The organism is Acinetobacter sp. YH12219, assembly GCF_013417875.1.
Lineage (GTDB): Bacteria > Pseudomonadota > Gammaproteobacteria > Pseudomonadales > Moraxellaceae > Acinetobacter > Acinetobacter amyesii.
On record NZ_VPDC01000010.1, the window covers coordinates 1 to 20,353 of the forward strand.

18 protein-coding genes are annotated in these 20,353 nt (G+C 40.4%); 16 read left to right on the top strand and 2 right to left on the bottom strand.

The window, feature by feature from the left end:
* Positions 1 to 371: 371 nt before the first annotated feature.
* The 7 genes from FTV04_RS07505 (at position 372) to hisC (ending at position 7,460) form a co-directional block, all read left to right on the top strand.
* Entirely contained in the window at positions 372 to 1,826 is a 1,455-nt protein-coding gene (locus FTV04_RS07505) for an RNA polymerase factor sigma-54 (protein WP_180089156.1), read from the top strand.
* Between the two features lie 168 nt (positions 1,827 to 1,994).
* Positions 1,995 to 2,327, top strand: a complete 333-nt coding sequence (gene hpf, locus FTV04_RS07510) for a ribosome hibernation-promoting factor, HPF/YfiA family (RefSeq protein WP_078191195.1) — start codon at positions 1,995 to 1,997, stop codon at positions 2,325 to 2,327.
* Positions 2,328 to 2,462: 135 nt separating this feature from the next.
* Positions 2,463 to 2,714: a BolA family iron metabolism protein IbaG gene (gene ibaG, locus FTV04_RS07515; protein WP_078191194.1), complete on the top strand. Its 252-nt coding sequence runs from the start codon at positions 2,463 to 2,465 to the stop codon at positions 2,712 to 2,714.
* 6 nt (positions 2,715 to 2,720) lie between these two features.
* Positions 2,721 to 3,977 (top strand): UDP-N-acetylglucosamine 1-carboxyvinyltransferase, encoded by a 1,257-nt coding sequence (gene murA, locus FTV04_RS07520; RefSeq protein WP_078191193.1) that lies wholly within the window; start codon positions 2,721 to 2,723, stop codon positions 3,975 to 3,977.
* Positions 3,977 to 4,678 carry an ATP phosphoribosyltransferase gene (gene hisG / locus FTV04_RS07525; protein WP_078191192.1) on the top strand — a complete coding sequence of 234 codons (702 nt, stop codon included), beginning with the start codon at positions 3,977 to 3,979 and terminating at the stop codon, positions 4,676 to 4,678. Before murA ends, hisG begins: the two co-directional genes overlap by 1 nt.
* A 202-nt stretch (positions 4,679 to 4,880) precedes the next feature.
* A complete protein-coding gene (gene hisD, locus FTV04_RS07530; RefSeq protein ID WP_180089157.1) occupies positions 4,881 to 6,182 on the top strand; it encodes a histidinol dehydrogenase in 1,302 nt (433 codons plus the stop codon).
* Positions 6,183 to 6,362: 180 nt separating this feature from the next.
* Positions 6,363 to 7,460: a histidinol-phosphate transaminase gene (gene hisC / locus FTV04_RS07535; protein ID WP_180089158.1), complete on the top strand. Its 1,098-nt coding sequence runs from the start codon at positions 6,363 to 6,365 to the stop codon at positions 7,458 to 7,460.
* A gap of 118 nt (positions 7,461 to 7,578) precedes the next feature.
* Here hisC and FTV04_RS07540 read toward each other — a convergent pair whose 3' ends face one another.
* Positions 7,579 to 8,919 (bottom strand): anthranilate synthase component I family protein, encoded by a 1,341-nt coding sequence (locus tag FTV04_RS07540; protein WP_180089159.1) that lies wholly within the window; start codon positions 8,917 to 8,919, stop codon positions 7,579 to 7,581.
* A gap of 256 nt (positions 8,920 to 9,175) precedes the next feature.
* Here FTV04_RS07540 and FTV04_RS07545 point away from each other — a divergent pair, with 256 nt between their 5' ends.
* The 6 genes from FTV04_RS07545 (at position 9,176) to FTV04_RS07570 (ending at position 17,597) form a co-directional block, all read left to right on the top strand.
* On the top strand, positions 9,176 to 10,225 hold the full coding sequence (locus FTV04_RS07545; RefSeq protein ID WP_168378499.1) for a DUF6160 family protein: 1,050 nt from the start codon (positions 9,176 to 9,178) through the stop codon (positions 10,223 to 10,225).
* 196 nt (positions 10,226 to 10,421) lie between these two features.
* Positions 10,422 to 11,255 (top strand): C39 family peptidase, encoded by an 834-nt coding sequence (locus FTV04_RS07550; protein WP_180089160.1) that lies wholly within the window; start codon positions 10,422 to 10,424, stop codon positions 11,253 to 11,255.
* 60 nt (positions 11,256 to 11,315) lie between these two features.
* On the top strand, positions 11,316 to 12,515 hold the full coding sequence (locus FTV04_RS07555) for a hypothetical protein (protein ID WP_180009927.1): 1,200 nt from the start codon (positions 11,316 to 11,318) through the stop codon (positions 12,513 to 12,515).
* Positions 12,516 to 12,527: 12 nt separating this feature from the next.
* Entirely contained in the window at positions 12,528 to 14,192 is a 1,665-nt protein-coding gene (locus FTV04_RS07560) for an OmpP1/FadL family transporter (protein WP_168378502.1), read from the top strand.
* Positions 14,193 to 14,206: 14 nt separating this feature from the next.
* On the top strand, positions 14,207 to 15,559 hold the full coding sequence (gene filE, locus FTV04_RS07565) for a putative pilus assembly protein FilE (RefSeq protein WP_180049004.1): 1,353 nt from the start codon (positions 14,207 to 14,209) through the stop codon (positions 15,557 to 15,559).
* Between the two features lie 22 nt (positions 15,560 to 15,581).
* Positions 15,582 to 17,597 (top strand): hypothetical protein, encoded by a 2,016-nt coding sequence (locus tag FTV04_RS07570; protein ID WP_180089161.1) that lies wholly within the window; start codon positions 15,582 to 15,584, stop codon positions 17,595 to 17,597.
* Positions 17,598 to 17,664: 67 nt separating this feature from the next.
* On the opposite strand, the gene FTV04_RS07575 is transcribed toward FTV04_RS07570, so the two are convergent.
* Positions 17,665 to 18,213, bottom strand: coding sequence for an NUDIX hydrolase (locus FTV04_RS07575; protein WP_078192366.1), 549 nt, complete (start codon positions 18,211 to 18,213; stop codon positions 17,665 to 17,667).
* Between the two features lie 126 nt (positions 18,214 to 18,339).
* Between FTV04_RS07575 and FTV04_RS07580 the strand changes: the two genes are divergently transcribed.
* From FTV04_RS07580 to tsaB, 3 genes are all read left to right on the top strand, one after another.
* Positions 18,340 to 18,948 carry a CoA pyrophosphatase gene (locus tag FTV04_RS07580; RefSeq protein ID WP_078191182.1) on the top strand — a complete coding sequence of 203 codons (609 nt, stop codon included), beginning with the start codon at positions 18,340 to 18,342 and terminating at the stop codon, positions 18,946 to 18,948.
* 36 nt (positions 18,949 to 18,984) lie between these two features.
* Positions 18,985 to 19,515, top strand: coding sequence for a gamma carbonic anhydrase family protein (locus tag FTV04_RS07585; protein WP_078192364.1), 531 nt, complete (start codon positions 18,985 to 18,987; stop codon positions 19,513 to 19,515).
* Between the two features lie 163 nt (positions 19,516 to 19,678).
* The gene (gene tsaB, locus FTV04_RS07590) at positions 19,679 to 20,344 is read left to right on the top strand and encodes a tRNA (adenosine(37)-N6)-threonylcarbamoyltransferase complex dimerization subunit type 1 TsaB (RefSeq protein WP_180089162.1); all 666 of its coding nucleotides are present in this window, start codon (positions 19,679 to 19,681) and stop codon (positions 20,342 to 20,344) included.
* Positions 20,345 to 20,353 lie beyond the last annotated feature (9 nt).

A 20,353-nucleotide genomic window follows, 5' to 3' on the forward strand; every position in this document is an offset into this window, starting at 1 on the left:
CCTTCCCGAACTCAGAAGTGAAACCTCTTAGCGCTGATGGTAGTGTGGGGTTACCCATGTGAGAGTAAGTCATCGCCAGCTCATTATTCGAAACACCCCCTGATATCTCAGGGGGTGTTTTTTTATGCGTGGAAAAATAATAAGAACAATGAAAAACAAAAAATACAGTGACAGCCGGAATAAAATGAATAAGAAATCTAATTATATAGTTAATTTATAAGGCGAATTGTTCCTAATAGAAGAATGAATTAGCTGAATAATGAGTCTAAAAAAGACAAAAAATCGGGCGTTCTCTTCGAAACTATGCTATAAAAAATAAAACGGCATAAAAATTGCTTATAAAGTGCGGTTAATTATAGGGGGAGTTATTAATGAAATTAGCGATGGGGTTAAAGGTTGCCAATTCCTTATCATTAACACCTCAATTACAACAAGCCATTCGTTTATTACAGCTTTCAAGTTTGGAATTGGAACAAGAAATTCAAATCCAACTCGACAGTAATCCTCTATTAGAGAAAGTTGAAGAACAAAATACCGTTGAAAGTTTAAATAGCTTACAAGAACAAGAAAGGGAAAATAAAGACTTAACCAATGAATTAAATGCCGATCATTTACCTGATGAGTTACCAGTGGATACAGAATGGGATGATGTATATACCCATCAACCCACAAGTTTAGGTGCTGCTGAATTTGAAGAGCGCGAAGATAATCGGCAGGGGCATCAAAGTTTACAAGCGCATATGCTTGAGCAAGTTAATCTTTTACACTTTTCTATGATCGATAAACTAATTGCACACTGTATTATCGATGCTTTAGATAACAAAGGTTTTTTAGATTGTGACTTAAATGAAATTACCCAATCGGTTCAGCATCTTTTAGACTCTATGGATTATGAAGAAGAAGTCGAAGATGACGAAGTTTTAGTAGTTTTAAAGCATATTCAGCGTCTAGATCCTGTAGGGGTAGGCTCACGCAATCTTGCCGAATGTTTAATGGTGCAAGTTGAAAATCTTCCTGAGCATGTCGAATATCGATATGAAGCTATTTTATTATTGAAAAATTATGAGTTGCTGATTACCAATGAATTACCCAAGTTGATTAAGCAAACGGGATTAAACACGGAACAACTTAAACTTGCCATTTCTTTATTAAAGACATTAAAAGCACATCCAGGGCAAGAGTTTGAAGATAAAGATTTAGACTATCAAATTCCAGATGTTGTAGTCTTAAAAAAGAATGAACATTGGTTGGTACAGTTAAATCCTGATGTAATGCCAAAACTACGGGTGAATTCTTTCTATGCCAATATGATCAAGCGTGCTGATCAAAGCGATGACAATCAATATTTACGTAATCAAATGCTTGAAGCTAAGAATTTCATTAAAAGTATTGATGAACGACATAAAACTTTATTAAAAGTGGCAACCTGTATTGTGGAGCATCAACGAGCGTTCTTTGAACAAGGGCCTGAGGCAATGAAGCCTTTGGTCCTGCGAGATATTGCGGAAGAAGTTGAACTCCATGAATCCACAGTTTCCCGTGTAACCACAAATAAATATATGCTCACACCACGTGGATTATTTGAGTTGAAATATTTCTTCTCAAGTCATGTTGGAACATCGTCTGGTGGGGAAGCGTCTTCGACGGCAATTCGTGCAAAAATTAAAAAGTTGATTGCAGAAGAAAATACACGTAAGCCTTTGTCTGATAATGCAATTGCAGTTTTGCTTAATGCAGAAGGTATTGATGTTGCTCGTCGTACAGTTGCGAAGTATCGTGAATCGTTACATATTCCATCATCTTCAGAGCGAAAAGTGTTGATCTAAATTTGAAAATCTGACTATTCTAGAGGTTCATTATGACGAAATAATGAATCTCTTTTTTTATAAGGAATGGCCGAAATGATCTGATTGTGTAAATGTATGCTTCGCATATTGAGTTGGATGATTCGGCTTGAACTTTTCCAGTCCTGAAAGAAGGTGAGGGATAGAATTATGCAGATTACAATTCGTGGCCATCATTTAACAATTACGCCAGCAATAGAAGAAAATATTCGTCTTAAATTTGCGGAAATGACCAAACATTTAGATCAGGTCAATAGTATGCAAGTCAAACTGACTAAAGATCATCAGGTTGATAAACGTTCAAAAAAAGGTAGTGATAATCATATTGCGGAAGCGATTATACGATTACCTGGGACAGAACTTTTTGCACAAGCGTGCGCTGATGATATGTATACCTCGATCAAAAAATTGTCTGAAAAATTAAAAAAACAATTACATAAACATCGAAAAATGCAGCTCATTTATATGCCTTTAACGGTTTAGATTGTAAATTGTACAAAAAGAGGTTTTTTATAACCTCTTTTTTTATATATATAATGTATGTGACTAATGAATTATTTTTTAGATTTATAGTAAAATGACGGGTTTTACACCGTTAGTCCTATATGGGGTCTTGTGATGAATAGTGAACAGCTCACTGAAATTTTAAAAGCTGCTTTTCCAGAAGCTGAGGTTGCAGTTAGTGGGCAAGGCGGCAAATTTGATCTACGCATTGTCGATGATCAATTTGAAGGCAAACGTCCTGTTGCTCGTCAACAATCTGTTTATGCACCTTTGAACTCCTACATTGCCAGCGGTGAAGTACATGCAGTAACAATTCGTGCAATGACCAAAGAAGAATGGCGCAAAGCAAGCTTATTCGGAGCTTAATAATTAATGGATAAATTTCTGATTCAGGGCGGTACTAAGCTCGAAGGTGAAGTTCGTATTTCTGGTGCGAAAAATGCTGCATTGCCATTACTCGCTGCAACTATCCTTGCGGATACACCTATTACATTAACTAATGTGCCAAATCTAAAAGATGTGAACACCTTAGTGAAATTGATCGCAGGTTTAGGTGTTCAAATCAGTTATGAAGGTGATACGGTTAAGGCTGATACTTCTAGCTTAGATAATCAATTTGCACCATATGAACTCGTGAAAACCATGCGTGCATCTATTTTGGTGCTTGGCCCGTTATTGGCGCGCTATGGTAGTGCAAAAGTGTCTTTGCCGGGTGGATGTGCAATTGGTTCACGCCCTGTAGATCAACATTTAAAAGCTTTAGAAGCACTTGGTGCTGAGATCGAAGTTGAAGCAGGTTATGTACATGCCAAAGTGGATGGTCGTCTAAAAGGTGGCGAAGTTGTCTTTGATATGGTCACAGTTGGTGGTACTGAAAATATTCTAACTGCTGCGGTTCTTGCAGACGGTGTAACGACCATTCGTAACGCGGCTCGTGAACCTGAAATTACCGATCTTGCTAATATGTTGATCAAGATGGGTGCAAAAATCGAAGGTTTGGACACAGATACTTTGGTTGTTACAGGTGTTGAAAGCCTACATGGCTGTGAATATGCCGTTGTTGCAGATCGTATCGAGACAGGTTCTTATCTCGCTGCAGCAGCGATCACTGGCGGTAAAATCAAAACCACACATACTGATCCAAACTTGTTGGAGTCTGTGCTAGATAAATTTGAAGAAATGGGCGCGGAAGTTACGCGCGGTGAAGATTGGATTGAACTGGATATGATGGGTAAACGCCCGAAAGCAGTAAGTTTCCAGACTTTACCACATCCAGAATTTCCAACCGATATGCAAGCACAGCTTATGGCGGTGAATGCAATTGGTCGTGGTTTTGCTACAATTTCTGAAACGATTTTTGAAAACCGTTTCATGCATGTACCTGAATTAGCACGTATGGGTGCCAATATTCAGGTTGAAGGTAATGATGCTGTTGTTACAGGTGTAGAGAAATTATCTGCTGCACCGGTGATGGCAACTGATTTACGAGCTTCTTTCTCATTGGTTTTAGCAGCACTTGCCGCTGATGGGGAAACGTTGATTGACCGTATCTATCATATTGACCGTGGTTATGAAGATGTTGAAGCGAAGTTACAAGGTTTAGGTGCCCAAATTAAGCGAGTAAGTTAATGAGCGATATGAGAAACGATGATCCCAATTTTGACGTAATGGGCAATTTTGATCATGGTTTAACTTTAGCATTAAGTAAGGGACGTATCTTAAAAGAAACTTTGCCATTGTTGGAGACAGCTGGCATTAACTTATTGGAAGATCCGGATAAATCTCGTAAGTTAATTTTTCCAACGACCCATAAGCACGTACGTATTTTAATTTTACGTGCTTCTGATGTACCAACTTATGTTGAAAATGGTGCTGCAGATATTGGGGTGGCAGGTAAAGATGTGCTGATGGAACATGGTGCACAAAATGTGTATGAACCATTGGACTTAAAAATTGCCAACTGTAAGTTAATGACGGCTGGTAAAGTCGGCATGGTTCGTCCAAACGGTCGTTTAAAGATTGCAACCAAGTATGTCAATTTGACCCGTCAATATTATGCAAGCTTGGGCGAACAAGTTGATGTGATCAAACTTTATGGTTCTATGGAACTTGCACCTTTGGTTGGTTTAGGTGATTACATCGTCGATGTTGTGGATACAGGGAACACTTTACGTGCCAATGGTTTAGAGCCTTTGGAAGAAATCTGTAAAGTGTCTTCACGTTTAATCGTGAACAAAGCAAGCTTTAAACGTAAACAAACTTTGTTGAATCCGATTCTTGCACAGCTAGAAAAAGCCGTGGAAGAACGCGAGCAAGCAAAGAAAGCATAATTTGTTAAGTTGCTAACTATGCTGATCAAACCGCTCAAATTTGGGCGGTTTTTTTATGAAAACTAAAAAATAATGATAAAAACTGTATTTTCACCAATTTTAACGAAAGTTATTTTCAATAAAACTCCACATGAACACATGCGATAGATGTCCACAAGCTGCGCTAAAACAGGTAAACTAATCTTTTCCAATAGATTACCTTGTGGGTAAATTGATGCGACGTTTATCGACTCAAGATCAAAACTTCAAGCAAGCTTTTGCTGACTTGTTGGCTTTTGAAACTGTGAATGATCCAGAACTTTTAAAAACCGTTGACCAAATCATTGCTGATGTTCGTCAGTATGGTGATGCTCATGTTCTTAAATTGACACAGCAGTTCGATCGACATCCAGCGCATCAATTCTCAGAATTAGAGCTGACGCAAGCACAACTGAAAGCAGCATTTGAGGGTTTAAGTTCAGAAGTGCGTGAAGCCTTAGAACTTGCTGCGAACCGTGTTCGTGAATTTCACCAAGCGCAAAAGCAAGACGGCTGGACTTATGTCGATGCTTTAGGCAATACGCTTGGTCAAAAAGTCACACCGCTGGACCGCGTGGGGATCTATGTTCCGGGCGGCTTGGCTTCTTATCCGTCTTCTGTATTGATGAATGCTGTACCTGCGCATGTTGCTGGTGTGCCTGAAATTATTATGGTGGTTCCTGCTCCGAATGGTGATTTGAATCCATTGGTTTTGGCAGCAGCCTACTTAGCTGGCGTACACCGTGTATTTACCATTGGCGGCGCGCAAGCGGTTGCAGCATTGGCTTATGGTACACAAACCATTCCATCTGTGGATAAAATCACTGGCCCGGGCAACCGTTTTGTTGCTGCAGCAAAACGTGCGGTATTTGGTCAAGTTGGCATTGATATGATTGCCGGGCCATCCGAAATTTTGGTCTATGCAGAAGGTCAAAACAACGCTGAATGGCTGGCGATGGATTTATTGTCGCAGGCGGAACATGACACTGTGGCTCAAGCGGTGTTCATTACGCCAGATGCGGATCTTTTAGATCAAGTAGAACAATGGATTGAAAAGCATTTAGAAGCTTTGCCTAAAGCAGATATTGCGCGTACTTCAATCGAAAACCGCGGCGCATTGGTTTTAGTCAAAGACCGTGCTGAAGGCGCCGAATTGATTAACCAAGTTGCGCCTGAACATTTGATGCTGTGCTTAGATGAAGCGCAGGAAATGGCTGAAGATATCCGCCATGCCGGCGCAATCTTTATGGGGCGTTATACACCAGAAGCGATTGGTGATTATTGTGCAGGTCCAAACCACGTGTTGCCAACCTCCGGCACAGCGCGTTTCTCATCACCGCTCGGTGTTTATGATTTCCAAAAGCGCTCAAGTTTAATCATGTGTTCTGAAGATGGCGTGAAAACTTTAGCGAAAACGGCTGATACATTAGCGCAGCAGGAAAACTTAGATGCGCATGCGAGATCTGCGAGATATCGTTACCAGTAATAAATATAGACTAGGTGAAAAACTTAGTTTTCCAAAACTATAAACCTCTCCCTAACCCTCTCCTGAAAGGAGAGGGGAAATCTCATAAAATGAATATTCCTCTCCCTGAACGAGCTTTAAGGATTCCTTTAAAGCGAAGTGCAAGAGAGGTTAGGAGAGGGTGAAAAAGAGCAAAATAAAATGCCAAATATTACCTCTGAACAAATGCGTTTTTGGAGCCCTGATGTACGTGAATTAGAACCGTACACACCGGGTGAGCAGCCTAAAATCCAAAATATTTTAAAACTCAATACCAATGAAAATCCGTATCCGCCATCGCCAAAAGTGGTGGAAGCAGTTCAAAAAGTATTGGCAAATTCTGCTGATGTTTTACGTTTATATCCAGATCCAGATGCGTCTGAGTTAAAGCAAGCGATTGCAAAACAGCAGCATGTGCCTGTTGAGCAGGTTTTTGTCGGCAATGGATCGGACGAGGTGCTGGCGCACATTTTTAAAGCCTTTTTTGTGCAAGAGCTGCCGGTTTTGTATCCAGATATTACCTACAGTTTTTATCCGGTATATAGCCAATTTTTTGGTATAGCTGCCAATACTAAAATTATGCCGCTGAACGATGATTTTGAAATTGTTATTGATGACTATAAACAGCCGAATGGCGGTATCATCATTACCAATCCGAATGCGCCGACCAGTATTGCTTTAGGTTTGTCTGCAATTGAGGAAGTGTTGCAAGCCAATCCGAATTCAGTGGTTGTGATTGATGAAGCGTATGTCGATTTCGGTGCAGAATCTGCTGTGGCTTTGGTTGCGAAATATGAAAACCTTGTGGTTTGTCAAACGACGTCTAAGTCGCGTTCACTTGCTGGTTTGCGTGTGGGTTTCGCGATTGCGCAGCCGCATTTAATCGCAGCGCTTGAGGCAGTAAAAAACAGCTTTAACTCCTATCCGATGGACCGTTTTGCGATTGCAGCAGCCGTGGCGTCATTTGAGGATCAAGCCTATTTTGAAGAGCAAAATGCCAAGGTGATTGCGAGCCGTGAAAAACTTGTAGGTCAGCTGTCTGAGCTGGGCTTTAAGGTATTGCCGTCTGCGGCAAACTTTATTTTTGCCTCATTGCCAAATAAAGATGCAGGTGAGTTGGCTGCTAAATTACGCGAACGCGGGATTATTGTGCGTTACTTCAATAAGCCGCGGATTAATCAATTCCTACGTATCACCATTGGTACAGATGAACAAAATCAGCGCCTTGTGGATACGCTTAAAAACGATATTTTGGCTTGATTGCTGCAAGCTACTATAAATTTAAATCTACCCTAATCTTCCTTTCGAAAAGGTGAGAAGCACTGCTTCGCAAGGGGAGGGTTATAAAAAAGCGATTCAATTGAATCGCTTTTTTTGTTTAATCTTTCGTATACCACGTGTTTAACAAATCCAGCATCGCTTTGACTTTATCAAAGCATTCTTGATATTCAGCATCGCAATCAGACGCGATGGTGATTCCGCCACCTGCCCACAGCGAAACCTGATCTTGGTATTTTTGAATAGAGCGGATTAAAATATTCCAAGAGCCCGTGCCATCGTGATTAAAATAACCCATCGAGCCGCAATAGGCGCCGCGAGGAGCACCTTCAAGTTCATCAATGATTTGCATCGCGCGAATTTTAGGTGCGCCGGTAATCGAACCGCCCGGCAGTGCCGACATCAGAACCTCAAAAGGGTTTACATCTGTTTTCAGCACGGCTTCAACTTCACTGACCATGTGATGCACTTGATTAAAACTTTCAATATCAAAAAGTTTAGGTGTTTTTACAGAACCTGTTTCTGCATAAACACTCAAATCATTACGCAGTAAATCGACAATCATGACATTCTCAGCCATATCTTTTTCAGATGATTTTAATCGTTGTTTTGAGTGCGCATCTAAAACTGGATCTTCATAGCGAGGCATCGTGCCTTTGATTGGTTTAGTAATAATCTTGCGTTTAGGCTTAAAATCTATAAAAAGTTCAGGCGAACAACTTAAAATTTCAAAATCATTAATACGTAAATAGCCTGAATATGGTGCATCAGTCAGTGACCAAAATTCTTGAGCAGTATCTAAGAGTGAACCTTTAGCTTGAGCTGTAAATTCTTGGGTTAAATTAATTTGATAGCAATCGCCCGCTTTAATATATTCCTGAACTTGATCAAAGGCTTTTGTGTAGTCTGACTTGGACCATCTTGCAGTACATTTTTGTCTTAATTTAAATTGATTCTGAGCGATCTTGGTTTGAATTAGGTGATCAATGTAGTCGTAAATCTTAGCTGCAGAATGATCAGAACTATAAAAATACCAACCATCATTTTCTAGTCTTAAGTAACTAGAAAATTGCCCCAAAAACAAGCGAGGTTGCGCTTTGGCATGGAGGGAAATCTGTTGCTGCGCTGCATAATCATAACTAATAAAACCAGACCAGCCCCCAGAAAACCCACTGCCTAATTTTGAACATAAATCTTGGAAGGCGATATCTGGCAAGGGTTGAGTATCACATTCCTCATATTGATCTAAATTGGTACGGACATAAGTTTTAAGTTCATCATTCTTAAATTGCTGATATTGATTTGCCAAAAAGCAAATAACAGGTTGGTTTTGATCTTCTAAAAAAATCACATGTGACAAGGGTGCAAGCGCTTGCAAAAATTTTTGAGCACTAATAGTTTGTTTAAGAATAAATTTTTTAAAAAAAATCGGCTTTTGCATCAACAGAGAAATTAAATTTAAAAACTAAAATGGATTTTATACCATTCCTAATTCATTTGGTTTGCAAATACCGTTTATCGGTAAGAATTAGATTGCGACCAACGACAGTTGAACAAATTTTAGCTTGGATATAATTTAATCGAGCGAGCAAACGACTCAAGGAAAGGTTTAACAGTTGTCACAAAATAATATTACAGCTGAATAAATCGAGTGGTTGAAAATCAAAAAAAAATAAATACTCTTGGGAGAGTACCGTATGAAAAATTTCACTAAATTAGCTCTAGTTTCTTCAATCGCATTTAGTGCGAATGCTATGGCTATGCAAGCAATGGACGATGCTGCACTTAGTTCAACCACTGGTCAAGATGGTATTAACATCGGGATTGGTATTTCAAAAGTTGCAATCGAGAAACTTTACATTCACGATAATGACGGTTTAGCAACTGATGCAAAAAACGTTGTGACAGGTACAAAAGTTACTTTTGATACAACTACAACTCCTCCTACGCCAACAGGTTTTGCTGCAAATGCAGAAGTTTCTTCAACAAATATTGTTGGTGGTACAGGTGTAGCAGGTGCTCTTTTAATTAAGGGGAACGGGATAGCCGGTGATGCTAATGAAAAGCATGGTCTTGTAATTACTGCGAATTCACAAGCTTTGTTAGCAAGTCATAATTTGGCTGATTTACGTATTGACTCAGATGCTGGTAATTCTGCAAAAGGTGGAGCATTTGTTAATATTGCAGCACAAGTTTCAGGCTTAGATATTAAAATTGGTGAAATTGGTGTGACTGCATCAGGTACGGCTGGTACAACAGGTATTCGTCGTGGTGGTGATGATAGCAACTACAATGCAATTCTTTCTGGTTTAACTTTGAAAACAGGTCAGATGGCTGCAAATATTCAACTTGGTGCAGCTCCACAGGGTGCAATGATCAAATTGAATACAACTATGATTGGTGGTTTAGAGATTCAAAATCTAGGTATTTTGGATGCATCAACTAAAAACGCTACACGTGCTGCTGGTGAAATCTTTATTGAAAGCATAAAAGTTGCTGATGCGGGTAAAACAGACTTAACCATTAACCAAGATATTAGTGTTTATGGTGCAGAAGGAACATCAAAAGGATATATTCAAATGGTGAGCAACTCTGGTCCAATTGATAACTATGTGAAAGGTGTTCATTTAGGTAGTCGTACTGCTGGTTCAATTGGTGATATCGAAGTTCAAGGCTTGCAAACATATTATAGCCCTAGTTTAGGTGTTTATAATCCAGGTTCTGTGATTACGATTTCTAGTAAGTAATTTAGAATAAAATAAGGCGCGTGTTGATCACGCGCTTTTTTTTACAAAAAAGTGCGGAATGACCCAACAAAGCATAAAAAAATGCTGTTTTTTTATAAAAAAAAAGGTATCTTGCATAATACATGGATGTAGAGCATTAGCTCTAAAAAATAATGAAAAAAGGCACATCATTGCCGATAACTAAAAGTTAGAACTTATGTTAGAGATAGCTGTGGGCTCGGCATTGATGTATTACTTTGCCAAAGAGTCCTTCGAATTAAAAGAAAAGCCAGTCGGAACAGTTCACTATACCGAAACATTGGATTCACGAAATGATTCCTTTACTCGGATGCACCGTGAAACTGTAAAAATTAAACCTGCCATTGAGGATCAATTTCGAGGCATTGTTCGGCAAGCCTATGACTATAGCTGTGGTTCAGCAGCTTTAACGACTTTATTAAATGGTTATGTAGGGACACAGCTAACTGAGCAACAGACCATGAATGGTTTGCTGAAATTTGGTGAAACTGAAAAAATTATCGAACGTCGTAGTTTCTCATTATTAGATATGAAACGTTTTGTCGCTGCTGTCGGGCTAGACAGTGGGGGCTACAAAGGTGAGTTTTCAGATTTAGTTAAACAAGGTCAACCTGCGATTGTTCCCATTTCATATGCTGGTTTTAAACATTTTGTGGTTTTTAAAGCCTATAAGGATGGGCGTGTTTATGTCGCAGATCCAGCACTTGGGAATATTAGTTTCGATGAAGTTCGTTTTCAAGAAATATGGGAAAACAATACTTTATTCTTAATCAATGTTGCACCTGAGCAACGTAAAAATTTATTGGCATTGCAAGATACAGACTTGCGACATGTTGAAGATGCAACCGTGAACCGTTATGCATTGGTTGATATTCAATATCCGCAGTTTTATATGGAAAAAATTGCGGACAAAGCATCTACGATACGACTTGATAAAAATATGAATGAAGAGTCGGAGTCTTATGGTAAATCGAATTACAACTTTCTAAGGCTTTACTATAAGAGTAAATAATTAGATGAATGCGTATAACAAAGCGTCAAGATTAAAAAAATAAAAACGGTGGGAAGGAACATGAATCGTAAATGGATGAACAAAACACTACTAGCCATGAGTATTCAAGTGGTGATGGGGGTTGCATATGCAGCTGAAGAGCCAAGTCTAGGAGAGTATGATCCGGTTGAGCAAGAGACAGTTGTTGAAGAGTCGGCATCTCCTGTTACGGCAACCCAAGCTGATACTACACATGAAGCTACTGCCGAGCCAGAAATTGGACAGTATGAATCTGTAGAAGAGCCCGTACAAGCTGAAATGCCACAATCCGAAGTCGCTACTGCCAATGAAAAAGCATCGACAGCACTTCAGCAACAAGAAGGTGATGCGAGCCAAGAAGCGAATTTACAGGAAGTATTTAGCTCGAATGAACGTCAGTATTCATTGATTAAAAAAGGTGAAATATCATCTTTTTACGATATAGATTACACCTATTACCGTGATACACAGCTTGATATGGAAATGGCACAAGGCCAGCTTTATCAACTACGTGTACAAGAAAATGCAACACATTCGATGACCAATACATTTACCGTGCAATACGGTGTAATGGATAATTTGACATTCTCTGCTTCTTTGCCTTTAGTGGCGAAAACTGATTTATTAAAAGATACTTCAACTGCAGGTTTAGGGGATATTTCTTTAGGCGCACGCTGGGAACCATTCCCACTGAAGCAAGGTCGTTTGCCTCTTATTTTATTTGGTAATTTGTCCACGAAAACTGGTGATAGTCCATACGAAATTAATGCTGTAAATGATCTAGCAACAGGTAAAGGTTACTATTCTGCAGGTATCGGTGCCAGCACACGTAAATATATTGATCCCGTTGTGTTGTTTGCATCCGTCTCGGCAAACTATGGTTTCAAAGAAACTGACTTAAACCAACGTCGTGGTTCGCGAGTCATTGAAGAGTTTGAACCGGGGATTAGTGGCGGTTTTGCATTCGGTTTTGCATACTCGTTTAACTACGATGTTTCCCTTACCATGTCATATCAACAAAGTTTCAATACCGGCGCAGAATTTACGTATAGCAGTGGCGAATCCTATTCACCTGCAGACCAAACCAGTTCAACTCTAGCGATTTCTTTAGGTGTACGTGTATCTCCAGAGACCATTGTGAATGGTACGGTGGGGTTAGGTTTAACTGAAGATGCACCAGATGTGTCATTAGGGTTGTCTTTCCCGTTGGATATTCTAGGTTTTGGAAAAAAACTTCGTTAAGAGGGCTGTCGTATGCGTAAAATTCGACTCAGCCCACTTGTTAGTGCGATCGTTTTAACGGGCTGTTCTAGTGCTGCTTTTGCACAATTGGGTACCAACCTTTCAGTTGATGTACGGTCACTTGCATTAGGTAATGCAGTAACTGCGGATCCTCCAGGAATTAGTGCAGTACATTTTAACCCTGCAGCATTAACTAAGATTGAAGGTTTGCAAACAGATATGCAGGGCATCATTGCAAACTTTGATATTCAACGTGAATTTACCGTTCCTGCGGGTTATAACGTTTTTGGTTATTCAGATGATCCATTAGTCTGTAATGATGGTCCTGAAGTGACGGCTGATATTTGTACGGACTTTAAAGATAAGGTTTCTGGTGATGTTGAATATGCATCCTTATATGTACCTGTCTTAAAAAAGATGGTGGATTTTGGTGCTGGACAACCCATTGCCGCGCCAACGATGGGGATTGCCTACAATCCACCGGGTTCTAAAGCAACATTCGCATCAGCTGTTTATGCACCTTTGATTGCGGGTTTTGGTGCTGAAAATGGTAACCCAGGTAATTTCATGGGGCAACAAGTTGCTCTAGAGCGTATTACTTATCTATCGCCAACAGTAGGCTATCAAGTCAGTGATGAGCTATCGATTGGTGGTGGTGTGGGGATGTCCTATCAAGCCATTGGATTGAAATCTGACCTGCGATTTCCCAATGAATTGATCGGCATGTTAAGGATGATTGATGAAGTCGTCTGTACACCATTTAAGGAAAATTCGGACATTATTACCGACATCTTGCTATTGGGGATGTGTAATACCGAAGAAGGGATGAATCCATTTGGCAAATTTGGTCAGATGGAATTGGCTTTAGAGCAGTCACTGAGCCCAAGTTACAACTTAGGGGTTTTGTGGGAGCCACGCGAAGATTTTAGTTTTGGTATGGTGTACCAAAGTGCAGCGAAAATGCGCATGAAAGGTCGTTATCGCATACAAAATGCGAAAGCACCTCAGGAGATGATTAAGGGATTAATGTCATCACCAACAGGTCAAATTTTAGCTGCAATTTTAGGTTTCCCAAATGCTGTGCCAAACTCGGAGTCGGGTTTGGTTTCGATGGATTTTGAATATCCACAGCATGTACAGGCGGGGATCAAATATAAGGTTATGCCTGATTTACAAATCAATTTTGATGTGGGCTGGACCGATTATCGTGCTTGGGACAAATTCCGTTTTGAATTCGACCGTCAAATTTCAGCGCTGAAAATTGCAAAATTATTATCTGAAAATGTGACCGATAATTCTTTGGCCTTACCTTTGAAATTTACGTCGCCTTGGAACTGGGGCATCGGTATTGAATATTCAGCAACAGATCGTTTGAAATTGCGTGCAGGCTATGAACCACGGAGTACCTCTATTCCTGACGGTAAGCGAAATACCATGGTACCAATTAATGGTGCGCAACTCTTTGGTATGGGGATTGGATATCGTTTTGATGCAGATACGGATCTAGATTTATCAATCGGCTTTTTACGCAGTAAAGATAATATTCCAGCGAATGGTAGTAGTCTGGCAAACTTAACCGGTGTGAATAACATACTTTTAAACCCATATGCTGGAATGAATGTAAAAACCGATACGAAAATCACCATCCTAGGATTAAATTACAGAACTCGTTGGTAGGATAAGCAAACAGAATGAAAAGGATTTTATTCATAAACGCGTTACTTGTACTGTCTGTGGTGCAAGTGTCGTATGCCTATGCCGGGGCGTTTCATACCATTATTGGGCCGGATGGGCGCCCAATGGTGGTACAAATACAAGAAAAAGCTGTAAAGAAACCCAAAGAAAGTTCTATAGCTAAAATGATTGATTCACCATCTGTACAGCAACACGTTACTCAACCATCTGTAAGCATTAGTCCGTCTCAAACCAAGACACCGATGACGCGTCAAACGAGTCCAACAGCACAGGCTGCTGAACCGGTGAAGTTTCAGAGTTTAAGTACACGTGAGCCGGAAAAACGGGATGATAATAAAGCTGTCACAGTCGATAAAATTAAAGAGGTCTCAGGTGATAACGTTCCCAAATCTGAAAAATCAGTACAAGAGTCAGGTACTTCAACAAAAGTTGTACCTTCAACCACATGGACCGAAAAGTTACAGCAATCAGAGCTAACCCAACCTAGTGCTCCGTATCAGGCCAAAGTTCAGGCTGAAAAAGATAAACCTATCGTCGAAAAAAAGATCCTTGCTGAGAAAGTTGTTAGCACTGATAAAGCCGTACAATCTTCAGGTGAAAACTTAGAAAATAATTCTTCAAAACAATCGACTCAGGTAAAACAAGAGCAAGGTTTTTCGACCATGGCCGGTGAAAAGTATGTCAATAATGAATATCTGGAAGATAAAGAGTTTAACTTAGAAGGCAAAAAGCGCTTTTACACCATGCCCGAAGGCGTTATTGACAGCAAGATGGGGCAAACGCGGATGCAAACGATTGAACGTGAAAAAGGTGTCAGTCGCTCCGTCATTGATAATTTATTTAAACGCAATCAACCCGAAGATACAGGCCCAATCACTTTAGCCACATCGTATTATCGGGTCTCACAAGCTGACACCATTCAAGGTTTAGGTCAGCAATGTTTTTCGAATAAAAAAATGAAGAAAGCCAAAGAGCTCGACTTAGCTCAAGATATTAATTTATGGCCTCGAGCACCGTTGTCGGACGAATTTGACTATGAAGTCGTAAAACTAAAATCACCATTACAAAATATTCGTATACATTCATTTGCATCCAAAGTACAAAGTCCTACATTTTATTGGCCATTTGCGGTATTTTTAGACAGAAATGGCTGTGTCATGGAAGGCGCAGGTGGATTTAAAAATAACCAAGGTGAAGCGGATCATCTTTACCATGAAAAAATAGAAGGCGTGATTCAAGTGCCTAAAGGTAGCCAGTATTTATTCTTAACGCCTTTAGCAACAGCAATAGACGTCGATGGCCGCGTATTAACCAATCAAGGCCAACTTAAATTAACAGCAATCCGTTAAGGACATAAGAAAGAGAATTAGGATGAAAAATAAAATTTTATTACCGTTTGCTTTAACGGCATTGGTTGCAGCGCTCAGTGGCTGTGGCGGTGAAAGTGCAAATGTGAATCCTGAAATTTATGATACCAGTACGACCAATGGTACTTGTAAAAGTAATACCGAAGGCTGTGTTGAGTTCGTTTTAGATTATCCAATTGAAGGTCTGAATTTTAATTGTTCGAGCGACGTTAAAAATACCTACATTACTTTATTTGATCTAAAAGAAGGTGTTTCGACAGGTGCTTGTAAGATTGGCGATACGGTAACTTTCTTTGTCCAAGGTGAAAAATCACGTCGAATTGATTTGGGTAAAGTAGATTTGAAGCAAATTTCCAATGTAGCCAGTGGTACGACACCTCCACGCTTGACCTTATTGGATTTGGCAGCTGGCATCGCGGGTAAACCTGCTGCAACGATTGCAAATACCGACGCAACGGTTAAAGTGGCCATGCGTTTGGCTAAAATTATTCAAGCCTTGGCTTTGAAAAATAACAGCGCAGTTACAGCTACAGATATCCAAGCGGTTTATATCAACAATGCAGATAAAGTATTGATTGATCAAATCACTCGAAATGTCGCGACAGCAGATTTCAGTATCAGTTCAGATACGGAATTTAATGACCTGTTTACACCTTGGTTAGACCTGTCCGAAGTCAGCAATGAAAATGCATTTACCTTAGTTTCAAAACTCATGAATATCTCAACGGCTGCGGTTTACCAGCCAGAGTTTGCGTTGTTTTCAACTGATGGCGTGATTACCAATGCCAGTGGTTCAAATGGACTGGTCGGCTGTGACAAAAATGAATGTTTGCCGACCGATAGTTCAAAAGTCAATTTATTTGGTCATTTCATGTTAATGACGGACCGCCAAGGTATGACGTTTGGTAGTGGTTTACAGTGGAAGGGCAAAGTTGATCAACAGTTGAGTACCATTGGTGGTGTGAATGTCTTGCTCTTGACGCAGGTTCGACCAACACGTTTAACAGCAACGCCACAGGACAATTGGATCGATCCGCTTACCAAGCAAATTGATAAACCTGGCATTCTGGGTTTCCGTTTTGATGCAGAAGAAGCCAACTCTGGCCCTTTGATTATTAAACAAGGGACGCTACTTGCCGACAAAATGGTGGTCGGTACAGGTGGAAGTTTATATAAAACGTTAATGGCTAAAAAAGATGATTATGTTCTGACGGCCGATGATAAGAAAAAATTAGGTCTTTGGGAGCAAAACATTAACCAAGTGCAATTTAAAGGCACGATGGATTTATACAAGCTTTATCCGCTGTCGTATTTAGACAAAAAAGTCTTTAAGTCTGTTGAAAATGTTGCTGCTGGACAAAATTATATCTTCCCCTTGTATGCAGATTTAACCTTTAAATTTACCGATACTTCGATTAAAACAGTGAAATTGGGTGTGGTGATTGACCGTAATGGTGATATTCGCACAAATATAAAATCTGGCGTGCCAGACGATGTATTTACTCGTCAAGATAGCCAAATTGTCGACTTGTCTACACACGCGACGGAAGGCTGTAGCGGAAAAGATGTGCTCGATCCACTGCTAATGAAAGATGAAAAAGGTGTACAGCAATACCGTATCGGAACGACAACCCGTACCTTTACGCCTGAAGGAAATATCAATCCAAATACCATTTCGATTCGTATGATTTTAGCTGACCCATATTTCCATACCCTTGATGGCGCGCTGATTGGAATGAACTCAAGTGTAAAAACTTCAGCGGATACATCAATGGTTGTAGGCGGTGCTTTAGTGCAGTTACACAATATGATTAATGCCAATGCAGGCACACGTCCCTCTGGCGTTGCTTTGACAGATTCGGATAATAAAGTGGTGAAGTGGGGGAATAGTTTGGCCAGCTTTAGTTATATTTACAGCTTAAAAAATCCAAATGATACTGCTGCAGCTCAAACGGCGAAGTTAAGCGGTGGTGATATTTCTTTAGAATTGGCCCCTTGTTACACCATCAAGGCAAAATAATCGTCACATATGAGTAAAATAAAAAAGCCCATCAGTGATGGGCTTTTTTAATATTGAGAGCAGCAAATTAACCTGTGTGATCGAGTCGCGTACCAAGGGTTTCGAGATGCATTTCAAACTGACCTGTTTTGCGGTCAGCAAAATAATGCCGCAGCGTTCGTTCCACACTTGGAAAGGCTAAATCATCCCAAGGTATATCTTCTTCACTAAACAATCGTGATTCAATGGTTTCATCACCCGCACCAAACTCTCCATTGATTAGTTCAGATTTGAACAAGGCATAAATTTGCCCAATACGGGGAATGTTATACATGCAATATAGTTGCTCAATGTTGACTTCTGCTTCAGCCTCTTCGCGAGTCTCACGCGCTGCACCTTGCTCCATCGTCTCATAGAGTTCCATATAGCCAGCAGGTAATGTCCACAGCCCATAACGTGGCTCAATCGCACGACGGCAAAGTAAAACTTGATTGTCCCAAACGGCTAAAGCACCACAAATGACTTTAGGATTCACATAATGAATAAACCCACATGCGGTACAAATACGGCGTATCTGATGATCTCCAAGCGGGATCGCTTCTTTTGTTTTTTGTCCGCAGTTTGAGCAAAAGTTCATATTCATCGTCATGGATTGTGTGAACCGTCAGAATAACTTAAAAATAAAACTTTGGCATCATTTCTAACCAGCTTGGCCGAAATTCAGCTATGATGAAAACAAGATAATTATAAGGATGTAATGTGGATGGATGAGGGTTTATTGACTCAGCGATTGCAGCAAAGTTTACGTTTTTCTAAGCGTATTCAACCTGCGCATGCTGCTGTATTGATTGCGATTACCCAAGAAGATAATCCACGTATTTTATTGACCCGCCGCTCGCTCTATATGAATAATCATGCCGGTGAAGTGTCCTTTCCCGGTGGCAAACGTGATGCCCAAGACACCAGTAATATCGTGGTGGCGTTAAGAGAAGCTCAAGAAGAAACCGCTCTAAATCCATTTGATGTGCAGCTTTTGGGTGATTTACCGATGCAAAAAGCACGGAATGGGATGTTGGTTAAACCGATCGTGGGATTGATCCCGCCTGACGTAAATTTAATACCTCAACCCACTGAAATTGACCGTATTTTTTTTGCATCATTAAGACAGCTTTTAGAAACACCGCCAACGCCATATGAAGTTCGTTTTGCCCAGCAATCGCTTTATTTTCCCAGTTTAAGAGTCGAAAACGAAATCGTATGGGGCTTGACTGCACGGATGCTGATTTCTTTATTTCAATATGGTCTGAATTATCAAAAAGAATGGCCTTTTTTATTGAATTCTCCTTCATTTCATTTGGGCCGTGAGCCATAAACCTTTATTTAGAAAGTCAAAATAGGATGTTTGATCATGTTGTACAAATTTCAAGGATATAGCCCGAAAGCCACGCATCAACCTTGGGATGGTTGGGTTGCAGAAAATGCAACGGTCATTGGGCAAGTTGAATTAGGCCGAGAAGTGAGTGTCTGGTTCGGAGCCGTCATCCGAGGTGACAATAGTCGTATCAAACTGGGTGATTTTACCAATGTACAAGAAAATGCGGTGCTGCATACCGATGCGGGCATTGAAATGATCATTGGTGATTATGTCACGATTGGGCATCAAGCCATGCTACACGGATGTACCGTAGGTGATAATAGTCTGATTGGAATCAATGCCGTGGTCCTAAATCATGCTGTGATTGGTAAAAATTGCATCATTGGTGCGAATGCTTTAATTCCAGAAGGCAAGGTGATTCCGGATAATTCTGTTGTGATGGGTTCACCGGGTAAAGTCGTCAAGACCTTAGATGAACAAGCGGAAGCACGTCTAAAAATGAGTGCCATGCATTATGCCGCTCATTTTAAACATTTTACTCAACTCGAAGTCGCTGAACTATAGAACGCTATACGTGGCAAGCAAAAAAGCCTCGACGTTTGTCGAGGCTTTTTTTATAGATTAAATACAGAAAGCGCTGAGTCTGTGGTGGAACATCTCGCGAACTGCGATGGAGTGGAGTATCATATTCAACGTTTTTTAAGATTAAATTTAATTAAGGTTGCGCATGAAATTACTGGCATTGGAAACTGCCAATGAGCAGTGTTCCGTCTCGATTGTAGATGAAACTCAAGAGCTTTATTTTCAACTCGATTTACGGGCAAAAGCGCAGACGCAAACCATTCTCCCAATGATTGAGCAAGGGCTTAATCAAACTGCTATTGAGTTAGCGGATTTAACTGCGATTGCATTTAGTCGTGGGCCTGGCTCATTTAGTGGTGTTCGTATTAATGCTGCGGTAACACAAGCCTTGGCATGGGCCAATGACGTACCTGTTGTTCCAGTCTCGACTTTGCAAGCTTTGGCTCAAGCGGCGCATCGTCTACATGGTTTGACTGTAGTAACGGCAGTCCTTGATGCACGCATGCAAGAAGTGTACATCGCTAGCTATCAACTCGATGCCAATGGCATTATGCAAGCTGTAGATGAAGAACAACTATTAAGTTACGCTGATGCCACACTGCAGATCAAATTTACCGTCGTGGGTTCTGGTAGTGAGCTCATTCAATCAGAACAAACACAATACAAAGACTTAAGTGCAACAGCACAAGATATTGCTACTATTGCCCGCGAAGCGGCGCAAAGAAAAGCATGGGTGAGTGCTGAACTTGCATTACCCGTATATTTACGAGATAACGCCTGGAAGAAAATTTCAGAACAAGGCAAGCCATAATTAGGGTTA